The sequence below is a fragment of the Pseudomonas sp. UW4 genome, from assembly GCF_000316175.1.
Taxonomy (GTDB): domain Bacteria; phylum Pseudomonadota; class Gammaproteobacteria; order Pseudomonadales; family Pseudomonadaceae; genus Aquipseudomonas; species Aquipseudomonas laurylsulfatiphila.
This window is the reverse complement of the sequence record NC_019670.1, coordinates 3482452-3503099: the sequence shown is the minus strand read 5'-3', so window position 1 is coordinate 3503099 and position 20648 is coordinate 3482452. Positions and strand designations below refer to the sequence as shown.

General features: G+C 61.3%; 22 protein-coding genes and 2 pseudogenes. 7 read left to right on the top strand and 17 right to left on the bottom strand.

The features are described from left to right. Positions 1–101: 101 nt before the first annotated feature. Positions 102–596: a chalcone isomerase family protein gene (locus PPUTUW4_RS15170; RefSeq protein ID WP_049810836.1), complete on the top strand. Its 495-nt coding sequence runs from the start codon at positions 102–104 to the stop codon at positions 594–596. Positions 597–606: 10 nt separating this feature from the next. Then, the gene (locus PPUTUW4_RS15165; RefSeq protein WP_015095464.1) at positions 607–1143 is read left to right on the top strand and encodes a DUF3833 domain-containing protein; all 537 of its coding nucleotides are present in this window, start codon (positions 607–609) and stop codon (positions 1141–1143) included. A 55-nt stretch (positions 1144–1198) separates the two neighbouring features. On the opposite strand, the gene PPUTUW4_RS15160 is transcribed toward PPUTUW4_RS15165, so the two are convergent. The 7 genes from PPUTUW4_RS15160 to PPUTUW4_RS15130 all read right to left on the bottom strand — a co-directional run bounded on the left by PPUTUW4_RS15160 (position 1199) and on the right by PPUTUW4_RS15130 (position 6726). Beyond that, positions 1199–1687: a DUF2878 domain-containing protein gene (locus PPUTUW4_RS15160; protein ID WP_015095463.1), complete on the bottom strand. Its 489-nt coding sequence runs from the start codon at positions 1685–1687 to the stop codon at positions 1199–1201. Position 1688: 1 nt separating this feature from the next. Next, positions 1689–2948: a cyclopropane-fatty-acyl-phospholipid synthase family protein gene (locus tag PPUTUW4_RS15155; RefSeq protein ID WP_015095462.1), complete on the bottom strand. Its 1260-nt coding sequence runs from the start codon at positions 2946–2948 to the stop codon at positions 1689–1691. Then, positions 2923–3735, bottom strand: a complete 813-nt coding sequence (locus PPUTUW4_RS15150; protein ID WP_015095461.1) for a DUF1365 domain-containing protein — start codon at positions 3733–3735, stop codon at positions 2923–2925. Before PPUTUW4_RS15150 ends, PPUTUW4_RS15155 begins: the two co-directional genes overlap by 26 nt. Then, on the bottom strand, positions 3732–4979 hold the full coding sequence (locus tag PPUTUW4_RS15145) for an FAD-dependent oxidoreductase (RefSeq protein ID WP_015095460.1): 1248 nt from the start codon (positions 4977–4979) through the stop codon (positions 3732–3734). Before PPUTUW4_RS15145 ends, PPUTUW4_RS15150 begins: the two co-directional genes overlap by 4 nt. 6 nt (positions 4980–4985) lie before the next feature. Beyond that, complete coding sequence (locus tag PPUTUW4_RS15140) at positions 4986–5735, bottom strand: SDR family NAD(P)-dependent oxidoreductase (RefSeq protein ID WP_015095459.1); 750 nt, start codon at positions 5733–5735, stop codon at positions 4986–4988. Further along, positions 5732–6154: a nuclear transport factor 2 family protein gene (locus PPUTUW4_RS15135; protein ID WP_015095458.1), complete on the bottom strand. Its 423-nt coding sequence runs from the start codon at positions 6152–6154 to the stop codon at positions 5732–5734. The genes PPUTUW4_RS15140 and PPUTUW4_RS15135 overlap by 4 nt, the downstream gene beginning before the upstream one ends. Before the next feature lie 125 nt (positions 6155–6279). Further along, entirely contained in the window at positions 6280–6726 is a 447-nt protein-coding gene (locus PPUTUW4_RS15130; RefSeq protein WP_015095457.1) for a PAS sensor domain-containing protein, read from the bottom strand. A gap of 164 nt (positions 6727–6890) precedes the next feature. Between PPUTUW4_RS15130 and PPUTUW4_RS15125 the strand changes: the two genes are divergently transcribed. Continuing rightward, complete coding sequence (locus PPUTUW4_RS15125; protein ID WP_015095456.1) at positions 6891–7808, top strand: MerR family transcriptional regulator; 918 nt, start codon at positions 6891–6893, stop codon at positions 7806–7808. A 43-nt stretch (positions 7809–7851) separates the two neighbouring features. Then, positions 7852–8192 (top strand): annotated as a pseudogene (locus PPUTUW4_RS15120) (PrpF domain-containing protein); the annotation flags it as partial. A 13-nt stretch (positions 8193–8205) separates the two neighbouring features. Here the strand turns inward: PPUTUW4_RS15120 and PPUTUW4_RS30270 are convergent. Both PPUTUW4_RS30270 and PPUTUW4_RS15115 read right to left on the bottom strand, forming a co-directional pair. Beyond that, positions 8206–8352: pseudogene (locus tag PPUTUW4_RS30270) on the bottom strand (citrate-proton symporter); the annotation flags it as partial. A 33-nt stretch (positions 8353–8385) separates the two neighbouring features. Continuing rightward, positions 8386–9459 carry a sensor domain-containing diguanylate cyclase gene (locus tag PPUTUW4_RS15115; protein WP_015095454.1) on the bottom strand — a complete coding sequence of 358 codons (1074 nt, stop codon included), beginning with the start codon at positions 9457–9459 and terminating at the stop codon, positions 8386–8388. Positions 9460–9632: 173 nt separating this feature from the next. Between PPUTUW4_RS15115 and PPUTUW4_RS15110 the strand changes: the two genes are divergently transcribed. Beyond that, positions 9633–9971, top strand: a complete 339-nt coding sequence (locus tag PPUTUW4_RS15110) for an FKBP-type peptidyl-prolyl cis-trans isomerase (protein WP_015095453.1) — start codon at positions 9633–9635, stop codon at positions 9969–9971. 19 nt (positions 9972–9990) lie between these two features. Here the strand turns inward: PPUTUW4_RS15110 and PPUTUW4_RS15105 are convergent, their stop codons facing one another. Next, entirely contained in the window at positions 9991–10314 is a 324-nt protein-coding gene (locus PPUTUW4_RS15105) for a protealysin inhibitor emfourin (RefSeq protein ID WP_015095452.1), read from the bottom strand. Then, positions 10311–11372, bottom strand: a complete 1062-nt coding sequence (locus tag PPUTUW4_RS15100; protein ID WP_015095451.1) for a M4 family metallopeptidase — start codon at positions 11370–11372, stop codon at positions 10311–10313. The genes PPUTUW4_RS15105 and PPUTUW4_RS15100 overlap by 4 nt, the downstream gene beginning before the upstream one ends. Before the next feature lie 200 nt (positions 11373–11572). On the opposite strand from PPUTUW4_RS15100, the gene PPUTUW4_RS15095 reads away from it, so the two are divergent. Next, on the top strand, positions 11573–12049 hold the full coding sequence (locus PPUTUW4_RS15095) for an MEKHLA domain-containing protein (RefSeq protein ID WP_015095450.1): 477 nt from the start codon (positions 11573–11575) through the stop codon (positions 12047–12049). A 7-nt stretch (positions 12050–12056) separates the two neighbouring features. On the opposite strand, the gene PPUTUW4_RS15090 is transcribed toward PPUTUW4_RS15095, so the two are convergent. Continuing rightward, a complete protein-coding gene (locus tag PPUTUW4_RS15090; RefSeq protein ID WP_015095449.1) occupies positions 12057–13178 on the bottom strand; it encodes a cytochrome P450 in 1122 nt (373 codons plus the stop codon). A gap of 79 nt (positions 13179–13257) precedes the next feature. Here PPUTUW4_RS15090 and PPUTUW4_RS15085 point away from each other — a divergent pair, with 79 nt between their 5' ends. Further along, positions 13258–14031: a helix-turn-helix transcriptional regulator gene (locus PPUTUW4_RS15085; protein ID WP_015095448.1), complete on the top strand. Its 774-nt coding sequence runs from the start codon at positions 13258–13260 to the stop codon at positions 14029–14031. A 282-nt stretch (positions 14032–14313) separates the two neighbouring features. Here PPUTUW4_RS15085 and PPUTUW4_RS15080 read toward each other — a convergent pair whose 3' ends face one another. From PPUTUW4_RS15080 to PPUTUW4_RS15060, 5 genes are all read right to left on the bottom strand, one after another. Further along, positions 14314–15333 (bottom strand): branched-chain amino acid aminotransferase, encoded by a 1020-nt coding sequence (locus PPUTUW4_RS15080; RefSeq protein ID WP_015095447.1) that lies wholly within the window; start codon positions 15331–15333, stop codon positions 14314–14316. Positions 15334–15575: 242 nt separating this feature from the next. Then, positions 15576–16958 (bottom strand): dihydrolipoyl dehydrogenase, encoded by a 1383-nt coding sequence (lpdA, locus tag PPUTUW4_RS15075; protein ID WP_015095446.1) that lies wholly within the window; start codon positions 16956–16958, stop codon positions 15576–15578. Positions 16959–16976: 18 nt separating this feature from the next. Further along, entirely contained in the window at positions 16977–18248 is a 1272-nt protein-coding gene (locus PPUTUW4_RS15070) for a dihydrolipoamide acetyltransferase family protein (protein ID WP_015095445.1), read from the bottom strand. Continuing rightward, entirely contained in the window at positions 18249–19307 is a 1059-nt protein-coding gene (locus PPUTUW4_RS15065) for an alpha-ketoacid dehydrogenase subunit beta (RefSeq protein ID WP_015095444.1), read from the bottom strand. 1 nt (position 19308) lies between these two features. Continuing rightward, the gene (locus tag PPUTUW4_RS15060) at positions 19309–20544 is read right to left on the bottom strand and encodes a 3-methyl-2-oxobutanoate dehydrogenase (2-methylpropanoyl-transferring) subunit alpha (RefSeq protein ID WP_007976592.1); all 1236 of its coding nucleotides are present in this window, start codon (positions 20542–20544) and stop codon (positions 19309–19311) included. Between the last annotated feature and the right edge of the window lie 104 nt (positions 20545–20648).

Genomic DNA, 20648 nt, shown 5'->3' with positions numbered 1-20648 from the left:
TAATCTTGTATAGAATTTTAACAAGGGCCGAGACGTTGATGAACGTGGCTGATTCCAGACGCTTTCTCGAACATCGTCTGTCGATATGCTGGCTGTTCGCGATGTTGCTCGCCGTGCCTGCCTGGGCGGATTGGCATCCCGCGCTGCCCGATAGGCGTCTGGTGGGCAGCGGCGACTTTACCTGGTTCGGCGTGCGTCTATACACCGCGCGATTGTGGAGCTCTGGTTTGTCGCTGACCTGGGATCAGCCCTTTGCACTCGAACTGACTTATCACCGTGCCTTTTCCCGGGACACGCTGGTGGAGGTCAGCCTCAATGAAATGGAGCGCATGGCAGAGGCTCGTCCAGAGGAGTCCACCCTCCAACGCTGGTCCAGTGAAATGCGTGAAGCCTTCGTCGATGTTCGGCCCGGAATGCGCATCACCGGGGTCTACCATCCCGGCAAGGGCTGCACTTTCTTCGTCGATGGCCAGCTGCGCCGGCGGGTCGATGACCCTGCATTCGCCCGCGCCTTCTTCGACATCTGGCTTGATCCGCGCACTCGGGACAAGCAACTGCGTCAACGACTGCTGGGAATGGCCGGGCCGGCGGAGTGAGGAGGTTTTGATGCGTCAAATACTGGTACTGCTCGCTGGCCTGTTGCTGGTCAGCTGTAACAACGTTGGCGTGGAGCACTACGCAAAGGAGCAACCGACGCTGGATCTCGTGGCGTTCTTCTCTCGGCCGGTACAGGCTTGGGGTCTGTTCCAGAATCGCTCGGGCGAGGTGGTCAAGCGCTTCCATGTCCAGATTGAAAGCCGCGTCAAGGGCCGGCAGTTGATCCTCGACGAGCGATTTCTCTACAGCGATGGCACGCGTCAGCGACGCGTCTGGACGCTGGAACCGGCCGGCGCCGGGCGTTGGCGTGGTCGAGCAGACGACGTAGTTGGAGAGGCCAGCGGAGAGATCGCTGGCAACGCGCTGCGCTGGCGCTATCGCCTTGACCTGCCGGTTGACGGCAGGCATTGGGAAGTGGATCTGGACGACTGGATGTACCTGATGGACGAAGACACGATGATCAATCGCTCGAGTATGAGCAAGCTTGGCGTCGAGTTGGGACAAGTGACCCTGTTCTTCCGCCGTCAGCCGCAGTCGCTTCCGTAAACCCTCAATCACCGGCAAAGCAGGTGATATTCACGCATTCAAAAGCTGTTGTTTATCAGCGGGACGCAGCCAGTCGCAGGATGATTGGCATCCATACAGCCCACAGCGGCGCAAGCAGCAGGGCCGTGCCAAGGGTGCCCCAAGGCAGGCCTACACCGGCCAGCGTTGCACCGGCGATGTAAGCCAGGGGGCCACCGCACAGGCCCAGTAGCGCCCCGTACCAGATGGGACGTCGAGCCCAGGCCAGGCTGTGGCGAAGCCCACTGGCCAGTACCAGCCACAGCATCGCAAGCCACAGGGGAAGGGGTTGCCGGGCAAATTCGAAGACTCCGAGCGCACCCAGGCTGGCATCCAGTAAACAGCCTGCCATCCCCACACAGGCCAGAGTGGTTGCTTCGTCGCCCGGTCGTGGGCAAGCAGCCACATGCACCAGCAGGCCTGCCACCACGGGGAGTAGCAGCCAAGGATGGCGCTCGCTCAGTACGCAAGCCCACCAGGCGGCCTGCATCCATAGCGCGTTGCCGATCAACCAGGCCCGGCTCAAATCAGGCGCCCGGCAGCGCTGCGCGGCGTGCGGCCGGAGCTGCCCAGAGCAGTTGCGCGACGCCGATAGTACGCTCCTCGAAACCACCCTGGCAGTAACACAGGTAGAACTCCCAGAGGCGCTGAAAGGTGTCGTCATAGCCCAGCTCGGTCAAGGCGGTGCGCGACTGACGCAAGTTGTCGCGCCAGTGCTGCAGTGTCCGCGCATAGTCCAGGCCGAAGTCCTCCATGTGCACCAGGTTCAACGTGGTATGGCAACTGGCGGTCTGCAGCATGACGCTCAGGGAGGGCAGGGCACCACCGGGAAAGATATAGCGCTGAATGAAATCTACCGACCGCCTGGCCTGTTCATAACGCTGGTCACGGATGGTGATGGCCTGCAGCAGCATCAAGCCGTCATCCTTGAGCAGTGATGCGCAGCGCTGAAAGTAAACAGGCAGATAGCGGTGCCCGACCGCCTCGATCATCTCGATAGAGACCAGCTTGTCGAAGCGTCCGCCCAGGTCGCGGTAGTCCTCGCGCAGGACGGTAATGCGGTCCTGCAGACCAAGATCCTGGACGCGCTGCAGGGTATGGGCGTACTGCGCGTCGGACAACGTGGTGGTGGTCACCCGGCATCTGTAGCGGGTGGCGGCATGGATCGCCAGGCTACCCCAACCGGTACCGATCTCGAGCAGATGATCGTCAGGACGCAGCGCGAGTTTGATGCAGATACGCTCCAGCTTGTTCAGTTGGCCCTGCTCCAGGCTCTGTTCCGGGCTATCGAACATGGCTGCCGAGTACATCATGGTCGGGTCCAGCAGGCGCTCGAACAAGGCATTGCCCAGATCGTAATGGGCGAGAATGTTGCGTCGCGAGCCGCGCCGGCTGTTGCGGTTCAGCCAATGCAGCAGGCGCTGGATCGGACGGCCCAGGCGCGCCAACCCGCCTTCAAGGGCGTCGAGCACCTCAATGTTGGCGACAAAGAGGCGAGTGACCGCGGCCAGGTCCGGACTGCGCCAGTAGCCATGGATGTAAGCTTCGCCGGCACCGATCGAGCCGTTGGCAGCCACCATGCCCCAGGCTGTCTCGTCGAAGATCTCGACCTCGGCATGCAGCGCGCTGCCGACGTCGCCGAACAGCCACTGCCTGTCTTGGCAGATCAGGCGCAGACGGCCTTGGCGCAGGTTGCGAAGCTGAGTGAGCACGGCGCTCCTGGCCAGACCGCCGAATAACGGCGCCAGGCCCAAGGATTTGCTAACGCTCAGAGTTGGATCGGACATGCTCGGGCTCCTCGTTGACGTGATGGCCAGGGTTTTGGCTGCTCTGACGGGTTGTGTGGGCATAGAGCGGGGTGCGCTTGAGCAACAGGCGCATGGCTTGCCAATAAATGGCGCCGAGGGTGCGCAGGCTCATCCACGGGAAGGCCAGTACGTGGCGTCGTAGTGCTGAGGCATCCAGCGGCTGGCGCTTCAGGGCCAGGTCGGCCTCGAAGACTTTTTGCCCTTCGCGGCGGTTTTCCATGTGGATGCGCATGTGCGCGTCATCGATGTAAAAGCGCATGTGGTACTGCATATCCATTGGCAGAAATGGCGAGACATGGAATGCCTTCTCGACCGAGAACTGCCGGGGCTGACCGGGCAGCACAGACAACACGTAGTGAAAGCGTTCACGCCAAGGGGTGTTACGTACCTCCAGCACAATCGCCGCCAGGAGACCGTCACTGTCGTGGCAAAAGTAGAAACTGACCGGATTGAAGGAAATGCCCCAACTGCGCGGCTGGGTCAGCAAATGAATGCTGCCGCAGGGCGCCTGGCCCAAGGACTTGGCCACTACTTCGCGCACAGCTTCCTTCAAGGAGATACCGCGACGAGTCCAGGCTGGCAGGTAATCGGTTTCTCGCCAGCACAACGGTGCCAGGCGAGAAGCACCGAGTAACGGGGACAGGCCCGGCAACAGATCCTGTTCATCCAGATCCAGATAAAGCATGCCGATGCGATAACGGAATCCATGGAATCGCGGGAGCAGGCGCCGGTGGCTGACCCAACCGTTGCAAAGGCTGCTGTTCACAGGCGCTCCCCGAACCGTTGGGCGACGTCCAGCGCGCTGACCACGCCATCCTCATGGAAGCCGTTTGCCCAATAAGCGCCGCAGAAGTAGCTGTGCCGGGTTCCCTGTAGCTCACCCTGGCGTGCCTGGGCTGCCATGGCGGCAAGGCTGTATTGGGGATGTGCATAATTGAATCGCGCCAGCACCTGCGACGGGTCCACGCAATCGCCCTGATTGAGGCTTACGCAGAAGGTCACCGGGGCGTCGAGGCCTTGCAGAATGTTCATGTTATAGGTCACGGCTGCAGGGGCGTGCGCGGGACCACCGAGGCGATAGTTCCAGCTGGCCCAGGCCTTGCGCCGGCTGGGCAGCAGGCGGATGTCGGTGTGAAGCAATACTTCGTTGGCGGCGTAGCCGAGGGCACCTAGCACCTCGTGCTCGGTGGTCGTAGGTTTCTCCAGCAGCGCCAAAGCCTGGTCGCTATGGCAGGCGAACACGACCTTGTCGAAACGCTCATGGCCTGCCGCACTGGTGATCATCGCGCCGCTATCGTCCCGGCGGACGCTCAGCACCGGGCAACTGAGCCGAATGCGCTCGCTGAAGGTCTTGCACAACGGTGCCACATAGCTGCGCGAGCCACCCTCGATCACTCGCCATTGTGGCCGCTGGCTGATCGAGAGCAGGCCATGGTTACGAAAAAAACGGATGAAGAAGTGCAGTGGAAAGCGCAGCATATCGGCCCGTGATACCGACCAGATGGCCGAGCCCATGGGTACGATGTAGTGATGGATGAAGCGCTGCCCGTAGCCTCGCGTGTACAGGTAATCGCCAAGACTCATGCCCGGCTCGATGCGGTGGCTGTCAAGGTCGGCCACCGCCTGGCGGTTGAAGCGCACGATATCGCGCAACATACCCCAGAAGCCCGGCGACAGCAGATTGCCGCGCTGGGCGAAGAGGGTGTCCAGGTTGTTGCCGTTGTATTCCAGGCCGCTCTGCGGATCGTTCACGGAAAAGCTCATCTCGGTGGGGCGTGAGACGACTCCGAGGCGATCCATCAAGCGGATGAAGTTGGGATAGGTCCAGTCGTTGAAGACGATGAAACCGGTGTCTACCGCATAACGCCGGCCCTGCCATTCGATGTCGACCGTATGGGTATGACCGCCGATCCAGTCAGCCGCTTCGAACACGGTTACCTCATTGCGACGTGACAACAGATAGGCACAGGTCAGGCCAGAGATCCCGCTGCCGATAATGGCGATACGCATATGACGCTATTCCTGTTCGGTTCGCGCCAGTCGGCGACCCAGGGCCAGGCGCCAACGCGCAGGCAGGGCGCCAAGCAAGCGCAGGACGAGAATGAAGAGGCGTGGAAAATTGATCTCCAGCGGTCGTCGCCTCAGGCGCGCGACGACATGCCGCGCGGCGCGGTCGGCCGTCCAGAGTTGTGGCATGGCAAAGGTATTGCGCCGGGTCAGGGGGGTGTCGATGAACCCTGGGCTGACCAAGGTTACATCAATGCCTTCGGCACATAGATCCAGGCGCAGGGATTCGACCAGATAACGCAGGGCCGCCTTGGAAGCGCCATAGGCTCCAGCCCGCGGCAGCGCCAGCCAGGTCACCGAACTGCCGATCACTACCAGGTGTGGTCTCTGCCCGCGGCGCAGCAGTGGAAGGGCCGCCTGCAGGCAGTAACTGACTGCCAGCAGATTGGTACGCATCACGCGCTCGACTGTCTCGGCCTCGAACCTGCCCGGCACAAGGTATTCGCAGGTGCCCGCGTTCAGGATCACCAGGTCCAGCGCACCCCATGCATGCTCGATGTCCTCGCAGATGGCCGCGACCTGTCGTGGGTCAGTCACATCGCCGGTAGTGAGCAGGGCCCTGGGGTAGCGCAGCACTAGCGGCATCAATGCCTCCGCCCGCCGGCCACCCAAGGCAACCGCATGGCCTTGCTCCAGCAGCCGTTCAGCCAGGGCGGCTCCGAGACCGCTGCTGGCTCCTGTCAGCCAGCAGCGGCTCATGCGAGCCTCCCCTTGATCCAGCCGATCACCCCGCCAACTACCGGGATGTGCTCGTAGAGCAGGGCGCCGGCATCGAAGTAGTCGTGATGCAGGTAGACATGTTGCGCCCAGCGCAGGTGGCTGCAGCCTTGCAGACAGATCGGCTGGCCGTGGGACAGGCGCGGATGACGAAAATGCAGGTTCCAGCGCAGATAACCGTGGCCGGGGGTGATTTCATCCACGTCAAGGAGGTCGTAGCGGATATCCTGGACGTTGCTGTACAGCTTTTCAAAGTATCTGCGCAGCGCCGGCAAGCCATCCAGCTGATGCAGGGGATCACGAAACTGAACGTCGTTGCTGTAGAGCTCGCCCAGTCTGTCCAGGCAATCAGCGTTCAGCGTGGCGAACGTCTCGGCGAAGTGGTGGAGATACGCAGACATGGCAGGCTCCAGGAAAAATTGTACAAGTCGGAAAACTTGTACATGTTTATCTGAAGCCTACGGGGAAAAGTGTACAAGTCAATATTCTTGTACAATTTTTGTGTCGATCGTAGCGCTACGCGTCGTCAGCCACCGAGCTTTGCCAGTTTGCTGCGAAGCTCGGCCACTTCGGTCTCAAGTGACTGAATCCTTTCCAGCGCGGCAATCTTGTCGCTGACGTCGTGCTGTATGCCAATGTAGTAGGTCAATTGGTCGGCATCGTTGTACACGGGAGTGATGGACAGCTCGTTCCAGAACGGGCTGCCATCCTTGCGATAGTTGCGCAGCACCTGACGGCAAGGCTGGCCGAGGCGAATGGCACTGCGGATTGCCTCGAGGCCGGTCTGATCATGGTCGTCTGCCTGCAGGAACCGGCAATCCTGGTAGAGAATTTCGTCGGCGCTGTAGCCGGTCAGGCGCTCGAAGGCGGGGTTGGCATAGATGAGAATGCTGTCATTGCCTTCCTGCTCGGCCACGACGATGCCGTCATTGGAGGCTTCGACCATAAGTTGTAGGAGTTTGGCTTCAATCATGGTCTGGGCTCTTTTTGATTCGTGGGGTTGCCTCACAGCGTAATCGTCAGCGACAGCCATGCCTAGATGGCAGGGCGCAGTGCCGTCGGGCATCGATGGGTGCTGGTTAAAAAGTGTCATGCCTGGTTTAGAATGCCAACACACTCAGGATGCAACGACTTTCAATGACCGAGCCCATCGAATCCACCTCCGACGACGCCTTGCTCCCCATGCGGGAAGTCGTCAGCCTGACTGGCGTCAACCCGATTACCTTGCGGGCATGGGAGCGCCGCCACGGGCTGATCCGACCGGTACGCACTGTGGGAGGGCATCGCCTGTATTCGCAACAGGACATCGAACATATTCGTAGCATCATGCTCTGGACCAGCCGGGGCCTGCCCATCAGCAAGATAGGCGCTTTGCTCGTCCGGCAGCAGGACACGCCCGGTATCACTGTATCGGGCTCGGCCGAAGCCCCCCTGGTCCAGTGGCAAGAGGCAGTTCATCGTGCCACGCAGGCTTTTGATGGCGCTGAACTGGAGCGCCTGCACGGGCAACTATTTACGATCTATCCGAAAGCTACTGCACTGGAGGCTATTCTGCTGCCGGTCTGGCGCAGCCTGGCATCCGGTAATCATTTCGGTCGACGCAGTCAGTGGTTGTTCCTTGACGCCTTCTTGCGCGCGCGGATGTTGTTGCGACTGCAGATGAACCAGAGCAACGGTGCTTGCGTGCTGCTGGCAGATGGCTCGGGCCATGCGCGCGAATTGGAGCTGTTGTGTGCCGGTGTGTTGATGAGTAGTGACCAGTTGCGCATCGAGGTGCTGGGCACGGGCCAACCTCTGGAAGAACTGCCGTTGCTGTGTGAAGCGATTCAGCCCGCCGCGCTGGTGCTATGGGTCCAGGCGCCACTGCAGGTAGATGCACACAAGCGACTGCGTGCCCTTCAAATGGGCGTTACGTGCCCAGTGGCCTTGGCCGGCGACGCAGCTGCCGCTTCGACGGCAGAGTTGCGTGGTTCTTCGATTGCCATTTTGGGCAATGACGAAGCGAGTATTTTGCCCAGGCTGCAAGCCTTGGTAAGGGGAACACTGCAAATTTGAATCCAGTCGTTCCACGTAAGGATGGTTACCTGAAACTGCATTCGACAACGGCATGCCGGTTGTGCTGATCCGAGCTGAAGACCTCGGTCTGAGTGGCTATGAGAGTCCGGCACAACTGGATGCCGATACTGAGTTGAAGGCCCGCTTCGAATCGATCCGCCTGCAAGCCGGGCCGCGTATGAACCTGGGCGACGTGAGCCTGCGTAACGTGCCCAACATGTGCCTGATTGCGCCAGCACAAGCGGGTGGAGCACTGAGCACCCGGACCTTCATCCCGGACATGATCGATTAATGAGTTGCCGCCTGATGAGAACGGCCCGATTGTTGCTGGACGGGGCTGTATATGTCCCGCGGACGCTATGGGCAGGCCAGCAGGGACATTAAGCGGTGTGTTCAAGGGCACCCGCACAATCAGGATGGTGCCGCTGGCCATGATCGACAGATTCACGATCAATCCTTTTCGTCGACCCACGTCATCGATATAGGCACCCAGCACCACGGCGCCCAACGGACGCATCAGGAAGCCTGCACCGAGCATTGATGTGCAAAGTGGATCAATGCATTCGGGGACTAAGCGCTATTCGCTGTGCGCCCGCACCACGCTCTCGGTGCCCAGCCGATACTGATTGTTCCCGCTGCGCTTGGCCTCATACATCGCCAGGTCGGCAATGTGCAGCAAGCGGTCGATGCTCGGCGCATGATCGGGGAACACGGCGACGCCCAGGCTGGTGCCGATGTGGCGCTGGTCGTTGCCGATGGTGACGGGCGGGGAGAGTTCGACGAAGATTTTCTGGCAGATGCTGCGCGCTTCATCTTGCAGGCTTTCGCCTTGGGGCAAGCCCTGGAGGATGACCACGAATTCGTCGCCACCGATCCGCGCGACGGTGTCGGTGCCGCGCAGGATGCGCTTGAGCCGTGTGGCGGTAGTGACCAGCACGCGGTCGCCGGCGGCATGGCCATAGCGGTCGTTGATGGCCTTGAAACCATTGAGATCGACAAACACCAGCGCCACCCGCGTGGCGCTGGCGCGCGCCTGCTCCAGCGCTTCGGACAGGCGCTCTTCGAGCACCAGGCGATTTGCCAGGCCGGTCAGCGGGTCGTAATGAGCCAGGTGCTTGAGGTAGTTGGCCGAGGCCTTTTCTTCGGTGATGTCGCGTACCACGCCCATCATCTTGATCGTTTCGTCGTGGTCATTCTTGACCACGTTGCCGGTTTCCCGCAGCCAGCGGATCGTTCCGTCGGGCCAGACCACGCGGTATTCCTCATCATGGTTTTCGCCGGTTTCCAGGCAACGCAGTTCGCCGGCCCGGACCCTCAGCCGGTCGTCAGGATGCACGCAGGAGCAGAACAGGGCGTAGGAGGGCGTCACTTCGCCGATCTTGAACCCGAACATGCCGAAAATCGCGTCGGACCAGTACAGGCGGTCGGTGTCGACATCCCAATCCCAGGTGCCGATGCGAGCGAAATACTGGCTGCGCTTGAAGCGCTCGGCGTCGCCAGCCTGATGGATGTTCCGGCCTTCGGACAGGCTGTTGATGATTGCGCGGTACTGCGCCAGTTGCTTGTGCAGTGAGTGTTCGCGCCAGATCAGCGCGACGATCAGGGTGAGCGTCATTGAACCAAGGATGACGCTGGTCCAGAGCAGGATCATTCGGGCATGGCCATCAGGGCGTTGAACCGTACGGGTAATAGTTGATTATTTTAGTTCAGCACACAGCTTTGAACGCGGCGCGCGCAGACGGCAATGGTTGCCAATCGCGGGCAAATCTGGGAAAACGGCGCCCATCAGGCCCTTGAGGGCGAGTGAGCATACGAGTGAATTAAATGAATGACGAGCTTCAGGTAATCGATCTTCAGTTGGGTGACGGAAAAGCCGCGGTAAAAGGCGCGTTGATCACCACCCAGTACCGTGGCTGGCTGGAGGACGGGTCCGAATTCGACTCTTCCTATAGCCGTGGCAAACCCTTCCAGTGCGTGATCGGCACCGGGCGGGTCATCAAGGGCTGGGACCAGGGCATCATGGGCATGCAGGTCGGTGGCAAGCGCAAGTTGCTGGTGCCGGCGCACCTGGCCTATGGCGAGCGCACCATGGGCAAGATCACGCCGAATTCGAACCTGATCTTCGAAATTGAATTGCTGGAAGTGCTGACGCGGGATGATTGACCGGTGGGGGCGGGGAGAACTACAGCAACTGCCCCGTATCCCAAAGATGGACCAGCTCTCCCGGTGCCTGGTCCTCCGGCACTTTAAGCACCATCCGGTCTTCCTGCCCGCCTAGCCGATAGTTCAACTCTATCTGGTAAAAGCGCTGGTCGCCACGGCCGGATTCCGTGCTGTCCAGGGGCAGGCATCCCTCCAGTACCGAGCAGATGCGGGAGCGCTGGCTGATGTCGCATTGCGCAAACTCAATCTCCCGAGGGCGGCTCAAGGCGTGAATCGCCGCGAAACCGCCCTGGCGAGAGAGGCGAACCCGGGCGTCGTCGCCCAATGCAGGCAGGGTTTTCATAGGGTCTCCGTGAGTTCGATGCCCGTTTGAGCCCAGCCCTGGCGCACGGCCTCGACTTCTCGCGCACCGAAGCGTTGGGCGGCATGGTCGACGGTCAGCCGGGCGAAGGCATCGAAATCGGCGTCCGGATTCAGGCGTTTGTCGCACAGGGCGTCGTACCAGATCACCCCGGCTTTCTTCCAGGCGAACCCGCCAAGCGCTCTGGCCACCAGATAAAACGCGCGATTGGGGATGCCGGAATTAATGTGCACACCGCCATTATCCTCCTGGGTGATGACGAATTCACGCATGTGATCCGGTTGCGGATCCTTGCCCAACAGCGGGTCGTCGTAGGCCGTGCCCGGGTGGGACATCGAACGCAGGCCTCTGCCATTGATCTTTGGCGTCAGCAAGTCAGCCCCGATCAGCCAGTCCGCCTGCTCGACGGTGTGGCCAAGGACGAACTGCTTGGTGAGGATGCCGAACACATCCGACAGCGATTCGTTCAAGGCCCCGGACTGGTTGGCGTAGATCAGTCCGGCCGTGCTTTCGATCACGCCATGGGCCAGCTCATGGGCGACCACATCCAGCGAGCGGGTGAAGCGCTGGAAAATTTCCCCGTCACCATCGCCGAAGACCATTTGCGCACCATTCCAGAAGGCGTTTTCGTATCCCAGGCCATAATGCACGCTGCCGACCAAGGCAAATCCCTTGTTATCGATCGAGTCGCGACGCAGCACCTTCCAGAAGAAATCATAGCTGGCTCCCAGTGCATCGTAAGCTTCATCGACGGCCGCATCGCCTGTGGCCGGCTGGCCTTCCATTCGCACCGGCATACCCGGCAACAGCATTTTGTTCTGGGCGTCGTGCAGGCTGCGCTGGACCACTCCCGGCTTTCCGGGCGGCGGCAGAATCGCCCGCTCCGGCGGCCGCGAAGGTGGCCCGGGATTGGGCAGCAGGTTTTGCACATGATGCAGGGTGATCATCGCCGCCGTGCGCTGCGGTTCTGAGCCGTGGGCGATGATGCGGTTGAGAATGTAGGGCGGGATAAAACTGCGCAGTGCTGGTGAGTCGTTCATCCGTGCATCCCTGGCGTGACAGCGGTCGATACTGATGTGATCCGGGCACCGCGCGTTCGGTTCCGTACCGGGTCCTTGTGCGAGCTGGTTCGCGATAGCGACAGGTCGGTCAAAAATGATGTTGAATATCACGCCACTGTCGCGAGCCCGCTCGCTCCCACAGGTTTTGTGTTTGAACTCACCCGCCTTACAGGAAGCCCATGTCGCCAGCCAATGAATTTCTGGAGATGGTTCAACAGCTGGATGTCGCTTACCGGCACTGGACCGGTGCGCGCTTGCCGGCTCCGCAATCGCTGAGCGAGGACGAGCGCCTGGCCTGGCTGCATGCTCACGCGCCTTTTGCTTTGCTGGCCCATGGCACCGAGGCCGATCCGCTGTTTTATTACGCCAACGAGCAGGCCCTCGCCAGTTTCAAGTACCCGCGCGAGCAGTTCATCGGCATGCCTTCGCGTTTCAGTGCGTCACCGCTGGACCGGGACATGCGCCAGACGCTCCTGGAGCAGGTCACGGCCCATGGCATTGCCCATGGCTACAGTGGTTATCGGGTGGATCGGCAGGGCAATGCCTTCATGATTCATGAAGGCAAGGTGTGGACGCTGGTTGATCAGCAGGGTGTGCGTTTGGGGCAGGCGGCGTTGTTCTGGCCGGATGCTGCACGGGTTGGGCAGTTGGACTGATCGTCGATCAAGCGACCGGCCAATCCTTGAACAGCGCAATTCGTCCATTCGCGGACGGGCGGTAATGCCAGGTCAGGCGGTCCAATTCCGGCTTCATCGCCAGAATTTGCCGGACGGTAGCGCCAGCAATGCTCAACGCCAGTGACTGCCCCGGACATTGATGGCGCCCCGCACCAAAAGTGAAGCTGCGCCGGTTCGGGCGGTCGAGCAGAAAAGTGTCGGGGTTGTCGTTGAGCTGCGGGTCGCGATTGGCCGAGGCCAGCAGCACCAGGATCACATCCCCGGCATTCAGCCTTGTGCCGTCAATCTCGCAGGGGGCGGCGACGAAGCGGCGGGTGTTTTGTACCGGTGGGTCGAAGCGCTGTACTTCGGCCAGCAGGTCTTCGATAGAGGTTGATTCGCTGTGCAATGACGGGTGTTGAATCAATGCCAGCACGGCATTGCCGATCAGTCCGGCAGTGGCCTCGAAGGTCTGGGAAAACAGGCCGATCAGGTTGGCGATCAGGGTTTGCGGAGCGCCGCCGGTGAAGCGCTGGCGGATGCCTGCAAGCAGGCGGCTGTGGTTGTCCGGGTCGGCCAAAAGCTCGGCACAGTAACCGCTCAGTTGTTCGGCGGCGGCATGGGCGGCGGCCAGCTGTGCCGAGGTACTCAAGGGCGACAGGCAAGCCACGAAGTCCGCCGTCAGTTCGCTGATGATTCGACCCTGAGCCGGGGTGAATCCCAGCAACGCCGCCACCACACACACCGGCCCACGGAACATGGCGTTGTGCAGGCCGACGGCGTCGGCGGAGATCAACCGGGCGCTGACCAGACTTTCGACTTCCCGCGTATCGATCAAATCCAGCCCCGGCGCAATCGCCGACCGTGGGCAATGCTGGCGCTCACCTTCATTCATGCGCATCAATTGGCCGAACACCTGGCCGGCCATGCCATCGGCAATCGCCCTGGGGACTGGCTCCAGCGCGGGACGAACCTGGCAATCGGCATGTGCCAGCACGGCAGCCACCACCCGGGCGCTGCTGGCCACCCACATGTTCAGCCCCGGATGAAAAGCCAGTCCACCCTCGGCACGCAGTTGTGCGTAGTAGGGATAAGGATCGGCATGGGTCGCAGCGATGATCGGGTCCATGGGTCACAGCCTTTTGTTGTTGGAAAGTGTTGCTACTATCTCCAGTCCGAAAGGGCGTTGATTCGTCCGGGAGCGAAATATGAGTGCAGAACAACACGACATGGGCGTCTCGCAGGTGGCGGCGGCCATCGCCGAGCCGGCGCGGACGAAAATCCTCTGTTCGCTGATGGACGGCCATGCCCGCACCAGCACCGAGCTGGCGGCGGTGGCCGAAGTCAGCGCGTCGACCGCCAGTGCCCACCTGGCCAGGCTCAAGGAGCTGGCGCTGGTGCGGCTGCACGTCCAGGGACGTCACCGCTATTACAGCCTGGCGGACAAACGTGTGGCCCAGGCCCTGGAAGCGCTGATGGTGATCGGCCAGAACAGCGCGCCGAGCTTCCAGTCGCGTACCCCGGATCGCCTGCAATTTGCCCGCACCTGCTACGACCATATGGCGGGAACCCTGGCCGTGCTGTTGCATGACCGGATGCTCGAAGCGGGCTGGCTGGAGGAAACCGACGAACAGGCCTATCGCTTGAGTGACAGTGGTTCGGCAATGTTTCAGGGGCTCGGGATTGAAGTGCAGGATCTCAGCACGCTGCGCCGCCGCTTTGCCTGCCCGTGCCTGGACTGGAGCATGCGTCGGCCGCATCTGGGTGGATCTCTAGGGGCGGCGTTGTTGCAAACGGCGCTCAAGCGCAAATGGGTGACCCAGGATCTGGACAGTCGGGCGTTGGCGTTGACGGCGTTGGGGCGCAGGGAGATGGCGGGGCGGTTTGGGCTTGAGTCGCCGCTGCTGGTTGAAGGTAATGGCAAAAGATTTCCAATCGTGGCAGCTCCGACCACACCAGGTGCATCCATTAATGATCAATAGCATTTTTCCGGTTGCTTCTGTGGTGACTGACATACTGCCTTCGCGGGCAAGCCCGCTCCCACAGGGATTTTCAGTGTGCACAAGATCTGCGAACGACACAAAACCAGTGTGGGAGTGGGCTTGCTCGCGAAAGCGGTGTGTCAGGCAATGATGATGTCGAATCTGACGGCCCCTTCGCGAGCAAGCCCGCTCCTACAGAGGGGGGGGACTCGTCAGTACGATGCAAACAAAAAGCCCCCCGTCGGTCACCCGATGGGGGGCTTTTGTGTCTCAGGCGTCAGGTCAGACCTTGACGATCCAGCCCGCTGGCGCTTCGATGTCGCCGGTTTGCACGCCGGTCAGCTCTTTGTAGAGCTTCTGGGTGACCGGGCCGACTTCGGTTTCGCTGTGGAACACGTGCAGGTGGTCGTTGTAGTCGATGCCGCCAATCGGTGTGATCACCGCCGCAGTACCGCAAGCACCGGCTTCCTTGAAGTCGGAGAGCTTGTCGATGAACACGTCGCCTTCAACCACTTCCATACCCAGACGGGTCTTGGCCAGTTCGATCAGCGACAGGCGGGTGATGCCCGGCAGTACCGATGGCGAGTTCGGGGTCACGAACTTGTTGTCGTGGGTGATCCCGAAGAAGTTGGCCGAACCGACTTCCTCGATCTTGGTGTGGGTCATCGGATCCAGGTAGATGGCGTCGGCAAAGTGGGCTTTCTTGGCCTTGGAGCCCGGCATCAGGCTGGCAGCGTAGTTGCCACCGACCTTGGCTGCACCGGTGCCTTGTGGCGCCGCGCGGTCGTAGCTGGAAATCTGGAAATTATGCGGGGTCAGGCCACCCTTGAAGTAGGCGCCGACCGGGATGCAGAAAATCGAGAAGATGAACTCGGGGGCGGTACGCACGCCGATGTTGTCACCCACGCCGATCACGAACGGGCGCAGGTACAGCGCGCCGCCGGTGCCGTATGGCGGAATGAAACGCTCGTTGGCGCGGACCACGGCCTTGCAGGCTTCGATGAACTGCTCGGTGTCGACTTGCGGCATCAGCAGACGGGCGCAGCTGCGCTGCATGCGCAGGGCGTTCTGATCCGGGCGGAACAGGTTGATCGAGCCGTCCTTGCAACGATAGGCCTTCATGCCTTCGAAGCATTGCTGGCCATAGTGAAGGGCTGTGGAGCCTTCGCTGATGTGCAGCACGTTATCTTCGGTCAGGGTGCCCTTGTCCCATTCGCCATTGCGAAAGTACGACAGATAGCGCTTGTCGGTCTTGATGTAGTCAAAACCCAGCTTGTCCCAATTGATGCTTTCGTTACCCATGACACCCTCTATCACTTAACAACCGCCGAAACGGTTCAAGGCTTCTGACGTTTTTTGGATGGGGACAACAATACTTCATTCTTGGGCTAAATCGCAGCCCAGACTATCGGCTGATCGGCAGATAATTCGCGTTGACCTTGAGAATTCGCGAGCAAGCCCGCTCCCACATTTGGAATGCATTCCCCTGTGGGAGCGGGCTTGCTCGCGAAGAGGCCATCCCTGCCACCATCCCTCGCCCTGATTTACAGGTGCAACGCATGCCCCAGCGCACGCAACGCCGCTTCCTGCACCGCCTCGCCGAGCGTCGGATGCGCATGGATGGTGCCGCCGATGTCTTCCAGCCGCGCGCCCATCTCCAGGCTTTGCGCGAACGCCGTGGACAATTCGGACACGCCGACACCGACTGCCAGCCAGCCGACAATCACATGATTATCCCGACGGGCGACCACACGCACGAAGCCGCTTTTCGACTCCAGGGTCATTGCCCGGCCATTGGCGGCGAACGGGAAGCTCGACACGATGCAGTCCAGGCCTGCAGTCCTGGCCTCGTCCGGGGTCTTGCCGACCACCACCAGTTCCGGATCGGTGAAGCACACGGCGGCGATGGCGGTCGGGTTGAACTCGCGGGATTTACCGCTGATCAGCTCGGCGACCATCTCGCCCTGGGCCATGGCCCGGTGCGCGAGCATCGGTTCGCCGCTCAGGTCGCCGATGGCATAGACGTTGCGCATGCTGGTCTGGCAACGGTTGTCGATCTTGATCGATGAACCGTTCATGTCCAGGTTCAGCGCTTCGAGGTTCCAGCCCTGGGTGTTCGGTTTGCGACCGACGGCCACCAGCACCTGATCGGTTTCCAGGTTCAGGGTCGCGCCGTTCGGGGCTAGAACTTGCAAGGTATTTTCTTTCGAATCAAAGCCTTGCACGCTGTGTTTCAAGTAAAGCTTCACGCCGAGCTTTCTCAGTTCGTCGTGCACAGGCTGGGTCAGTTCGGCGTCGTAGGCCGGCAGGATGCGCTCCTGCGCTTCCACCACGCTGACCTCGACACCGAGCTTGCGATAGGCAATGCCCAGCTCCAGACCGATGTAGCCACCGCCGACCACAATCAAGCGCTTAGGCACGGATGTCGGCGCCAGGGCTTCGGTGGACGAGATGATCGGCCCGCCAATCGGCAACATCGGCAAGTTCACGCTTTTCGAACCGGTGGCCAGCACCAGGTGCTCGCACAGAATGCGTGTGTCGCCGACCTCGACGGTTTTACCGTCAACCACTTTGGCCCAGCCTTGAATGACCTGGACCTTGTTCTTTTTCAGCAGCGCGGCAACGCCGGTGGTCAGGCGATCGACGATGCCGTCTTTCCATTCGACGCTCTTGGTTATGTCGAGGGTCGGAGCCGAAACGCTGATGCCCAGGGCCGAAAGCTGATGGTGCTGCTGCGTCTGATGAAACTGCTCAGCGACGTGAATCAGTGCCTTGGACGGAATGCAGCCGATGTTCAGGCAGGTGCCGCCCAGGGATTGGCCTTCCACCAGGATTGTCGGGATACCCAGCTGGCCGGCACGGATCGCCGTCACATAACCGCCAGGACCGCCGCCGATGATCAGCAGCGTGGTGTTCAGTGTCTGCATGACTTTCTCCACAAATGCTTAATCGACAAAGAGCGTGGCGGGTTGTTCGAGCAGGCCACGAATGGCCTGGATGAAGAGCGCCGCGTCCATGCCGTCGACCACGCGGTGATCGAAGGAGCTGGAGAGGTTCATCATCTTGCGGACCACGATCTGGCCTTTGATCACCATTGGCCGTTCGACGATCTTGTTCACGCCGACAATCGCCACTTCCGGCAGGTTCAGCACCGGCGTGCTGACGATGCCGCCCAAGGCGCCGAGGCTGGTCAGGGTGATGCTCGAGCCGGACAGCTCATCGCGGCTGGCCTTGCCGTTGCGCGCGGCGGTGGCCAAACGCGAGATTTCCGCCGCGCTGTCCCACAGGCTGCGGGCTTCGGCGTGACGCACCACCGGCACCATCAGGCCAATATCGGCTTGCGTGGCAATACCGACATGCACGGCGCCGAGGCGGGTGATGACCTGGGCTTCGTCGTCGTAGCGGGCGTTGATCTGCGGGAAGTCGCGCAGGGCGACGACCATGGCGCGGACCAGGAACGGCAGCAAGGTCAGCTTGCCGCGAGTCGCACCGTGTTTTTCGTTGAGGTGCGCGCGCAGCTCTTCCACGGCGGTGACGTCGATTTCTTCGACGTAGCTGAAGTGGGCGGCGCGCTGGGTGGCGTCCTGCATGCGCTGGGCGATCTTGCGGCGCATGCCGATCACCGGGATCTGCTGTTCATCGGTACGCTGGGTGTAAGCGCTGCTGACTGTCGATGCATTCGACTGACCCTGAGCCAGGTAGGCATCCAGGTCTTCATGCAGCACGCGACCGGCCGGGCCGCTGCCACGCACCAGACGCAGCTGAATGCCCAGGTCCAGCGCATGCTTGCGCACGGCCGGGGAGGCCAGCGGACGTTCATCGGCCGCGCGAGCAACCATCGGGCCCTGGCATACAGCCGCTTTCGGCGCTGGGGCAGCGACCGGTTTGCTTTCAACCACGGCTTCAACTTTAGGTGCGACCACCGGGGCTTCTTTAACGGGAGCCGGTTGCGCCGACTCCTTAACGTTGCCCGCGCCTTCGACTTCAATGCTGATCAGCACACTGCCAACCGCCATGACTTCGCCCGGCTGGCCACCGAGGGCAATCACCTTGCCATGCACCGGCGACGGGATATCAACCATCGCCTTGTCGGTCATGACATCGGCCAGCACCTGATCTTCGACGACCATGTCGCCGACCTTGACGTGCCAGACCGACAATTCAACTTCTGCAATGCCTTCACCAATGTCCGGCATTTTAATGACGTGCGTGCCCATTCAGACCTCCATGACCCGTTTCAACGCCGCGCCCACTCGGGACGGCCCTGGGAAATACGCCCACTCTTGTGCGTGCGGGTAAGGGGTGTCCCAACCAGTGACGCGTTCGATCGGCGCTTCCAGGTGGTGGAAGCAATGTTCTTGCACCAGCGATACCAGTTCGGCACCAAAGCCGCAGGTACGGGTCGCTTCGTGCACCACCACGCAACGGCCGGTCTTTTTCACCGATTTGACGATGGTTTCCAGGTCCAGCGGCCACAGGCTGCGCAGGTCGATGACTTCGGCGTCAACGCCGCTTTCTTCAGCAGCGACTTGCGATACGTACACGGTGGTGCCGTAGGTCAGCACGGTGACGTCCTTGCCTGGACGGGTGATCGCAGCGACGTCCAGCGGCACGGTGTAGTAACCGTCCGGCACTTGCGCGGCAGGGTGTTTCGACCACGGGGTTACCGGGCGGTCGTGGTGGCCGTCGAACGGGCCGTTGTACAGGCGTTTTGGCTCGAGGAAGATCACCGGGTCATCGTTTTCGATGGAGGCGATCAACAGGCCCTTGGCGTCGTACGGGTTGGACGGCATCACCGTGCGCAAACCGCAGACCTGGGTGAACATCGCCTCGATGCTCTGGCTGTGGGTCTGGCCGCCGTAGATGCCCCCGCCGCACGGCATGCGTAGGGTCATCGGTGCGGTGAACTCGCCTGCCGAGCGATAACGCAGGCGGGCGGCTTCGGAAATGATCTGGTCGGAGGCCGGGTAGACGTAGTCGGCGAACTGGATCTCGGCCACCGGACGCAAGCCGTAGGCGCCCATGCCCACGGCGACACCGACGATGCCGCTTTCGGAAATCGGCGCGTCGAACACCCGGGAGGTGCCGTACTTGTTCTGCAGGCCTTCGGTGCAGCGGAACACGCCGCCGAAGTAGCCAACGTCCTGGCCGAAGACCACGACGTTGTCGTCACGTTCAAGCATCACATCCATGGCCGAGCGCAGGGCCTGGATCATGGTCATGGTGGTCGTGGTCATGGCGGTTTCCAGCTCGATATTGTTGTTGTGATCGTTCATGTCAGATCCCCAACTCTTGACGCTGGCGCTTCAAGTGCTCCGGCATCTCTTTGTAGACGTCTTCGAACATGGTCGCAGCGCTTGGAATCTGGCCGCCGGCGAGGGTGCCGTACTGTTCGGCTTCTTTCTGTGCGGCGATCACTTGGGCTTCCAGTTCGGCGCTGACCGCGGCGTGTTCCTCTTCGGACCACTGGCCGACCTTGATCAGGTGCTGCTTGAGGCGCGCAATCGGATCGCCGAGCGGGAAGTGGCTCCAGTCATCGGCAGGGCGGTATTTGGACGGATCATCGGAAGTCGAGTGCGGGCCGGCACGGTAGGTGACCCATTCGATCATGGTCGGGCCGAGGCCGCGGCGCGCACGTTCGGCGGCCCAGGCGGAGGCGGCGTACACGGCGTAGAAATCGTTGCCGTCGACCCGCAGGGAGGCAATGCCGCAACCAACGCCGCGACCGGCGAAGGTGGTGGCTTCACCACCGGCGATCGCCTGGAAGGTGGAGATCGCCCACTGATTGTTGACCACGTTGAGGATCACCGGCGCGCGGTACACGTGGGCGAAGGTCAGGGCGGTGTGGAAGTCCGACTCGGCGGTGGCGCCGTCGCCGATCCAGGCCGAAGCGATTTTGGTGTCGCCCTTGATCGCCGAGGCCATGCCCCAGCCCACGCCCTGGATGAACTGGGTGGCGAGGTTGCCGGAGATGGTGAAGAAACCGGACTCCTTGACCGAGTACATGATCGGCAATTGCCGGCCCTTGAGCGGATCGCGCTCGTTGGACAGCAACTGGCAGATCAGGTCGACCAGCGGTACGTCGCGGGCCATCAGGATGCTTTGCTGGCGGTAGGTCGGGAAGCACATGTCGTCGATGTTCAAGGCCAGGGCCTGGGCGCTGCCGATGGCTTCCTCGCCGAGGCTCTGCATGTAGAACGACATCTTTTTCTGACGCTGGGCGACCACCATGCGGTTGTCGTAGATACGTGTCTTGAGCATGGCGCGCATGCCCTTGCGCAGGATCTCCACCGGCACGTTTTCGGCCCACGGCCCAAGGGCATTGCCCTGGTCGTCGAGCACGCGAATCAGGCCACGGGCCAGGTCAGCCGTGTCAGCCGGTTCAACATCGATTGGGGGTTTGCGCACCGTGCCGGCATCGGTCAGATGCAGGTAGGAGAAGTCGGTTTTACAGCCGGGACGGCCCGAGGGTTCGGGGACGTGCAGGCGCAGCGGTTCATACGCTTGGGTCATGGCTTCTACGCTCGATCTTGTGAATTTCTTGTAGTGAGCTGACAGATTTCATTCGATAAATGAAATCTTGTCCTACAACAATCATAGGCCCGCCCAAGAAGAAT

Bases quoted from the DNA above. Each gene is read 5' to 3' on its own strand.
- PPUTUW4_RS15170 (WP_049810836.1), top strand. From the start codon at position 102: ATGTTGCTCGCCGTGCCTGCCTGGGCGGATTGGCATCCCGCGCTGCCC.
- PPUTUW4_RS15165 (WP_015095464.1), top strand. From the start codon at position 607: ATGCGTCAAATACTGGTACTGCTCGCTGGCCTGTTGCTGGTCAGCTGT.
- PPUTUW4_RS15155 (WP_015095462.1), bottom strand. From the start codon at position 2,948: ATGTCCGATCCAACTCTGAGCGTTAGCAAATCCTTGGGCCTGGCGCCG.
- PPUTUW4_RS15145 (WP_015095460.1), bottom strand. From the start codon at position 4,979: ATGCGTATCGCCATTATCGGCAGCGGGATCTCTGGCCTGACCTGTGCC.
- PPUTUW4_RS15140 (WP_015095459.1), bottom strand. From the start codon at position 5,735: ATGAGCCGCTGCTGGCTGACAGGAGCCAGCAGCGGTCTCGGAGCCGCC.
- PPUTUW4_RS15135 (WP_015095458.1), bottom strand. From the start codon at position 6,154: ATGTCTGCGTATCTCCACCACTTCGCCGAGACGTTCGCCACGCTGAAC.
- PPUTUW4_RS15130 (WP_015095457.1), bottom strand. From the start codon at position 6,726: ATGATTGAAGCCAAACTCCTACAACTTATGGTCGAAGCCTCCAATGAC.
- PPUTUW4_RS15125 (WP_015095456.1), top strand. From the start codon at position 6,891: ATGACCGAGCCCATCGAATCCACCTCCGACGACGCCTTGCTCCCCATG.
- PPUTUW4_RS15115 (WP_015095454.1), bottom strand. From the start codon at position 9,459: ATGATCCTGCTCTGGACCAGCGTCATCCTTGGTTCAATGACGCTCACC.
- PPUTUW4_RS15110 (WP_015095453.1), top strand. From the start codon at position 9,633: ATGAATGACGAGCTTCAGGTAATCGATCTTCAGTTGGGTGACGGAAAA.
- PPUTUW4_RS15105 (WP_015095452.1), bottom strand. From the start codon at position 10,314: ATGAAAACCCTGCCTGCATTGGGCGACGACGCCCGGGTTCGCCTCTCT.
- PPUTUW4_RS15100 (WP_015095451.1), bottom strand. From the start codon at position 11,372: ATGAACGACTCACCAGCACTGCGCAGTTTTATCCCGCCCTACATTCTC.
- PPUTUW4_RS15095 (WP_015095450.1), top strand. From the start codon at position 11,573: ATGTCGCCAGCCAATGAATTTCTGGAGATGGTTCAACAGCTGGATGTC.
- PPUTUW4_RS15090 (WP_015095449.1), bottom strand. From the start codon at position 13,178: ATGGACCCGATCATCGCTGCGACCCATGCCGATCCTTATCCCTACTAC.
- PPUTUW4_RS15085 (WP_015095448.1), top strand. From the start codon at position 13,258: ATGAGTGCAGAACAACACGACATGGGCGTCTCGCAGGTGGCGGCGGCC.
- PPUTUW4_RS15080 (WP_015095447.1), bottom strand. From the start codon at position 15,333: ATGGGTAACGAAAGCATCAATTGGGACAAGCTGGGTTTTGACTACATC.
- lpdA (WP_015095446.1), bottom strand. From the start codon at position 16,958: ATGCAGACACTGAACACCACGCTGCTGATCATCGGCGGCGGTCCTGGC.
- PPUTUW4_RS15070 (WP_015095445.1), bottom strand. From the start codon at position 18,248: ATGGGCACGCACGTCATTAAAATGCCGGACATTGGTGAAGGCATTGCA.
- PPUTUW4_RS15065 (WP_015095444.1), bottom strand. From the start codon at position 19,307: ATGAACGATCACAACAACAATATCGAGCTGGAAACCGCCATGACCACG.
- PPUTUW4_RS15060 (WP_007976592.1), bottom strand. From the start codon at position 20,544: ATGACCCAAGCGTATGAACCGCTGCGCCTGCACGTCCCCGAACCCTCG.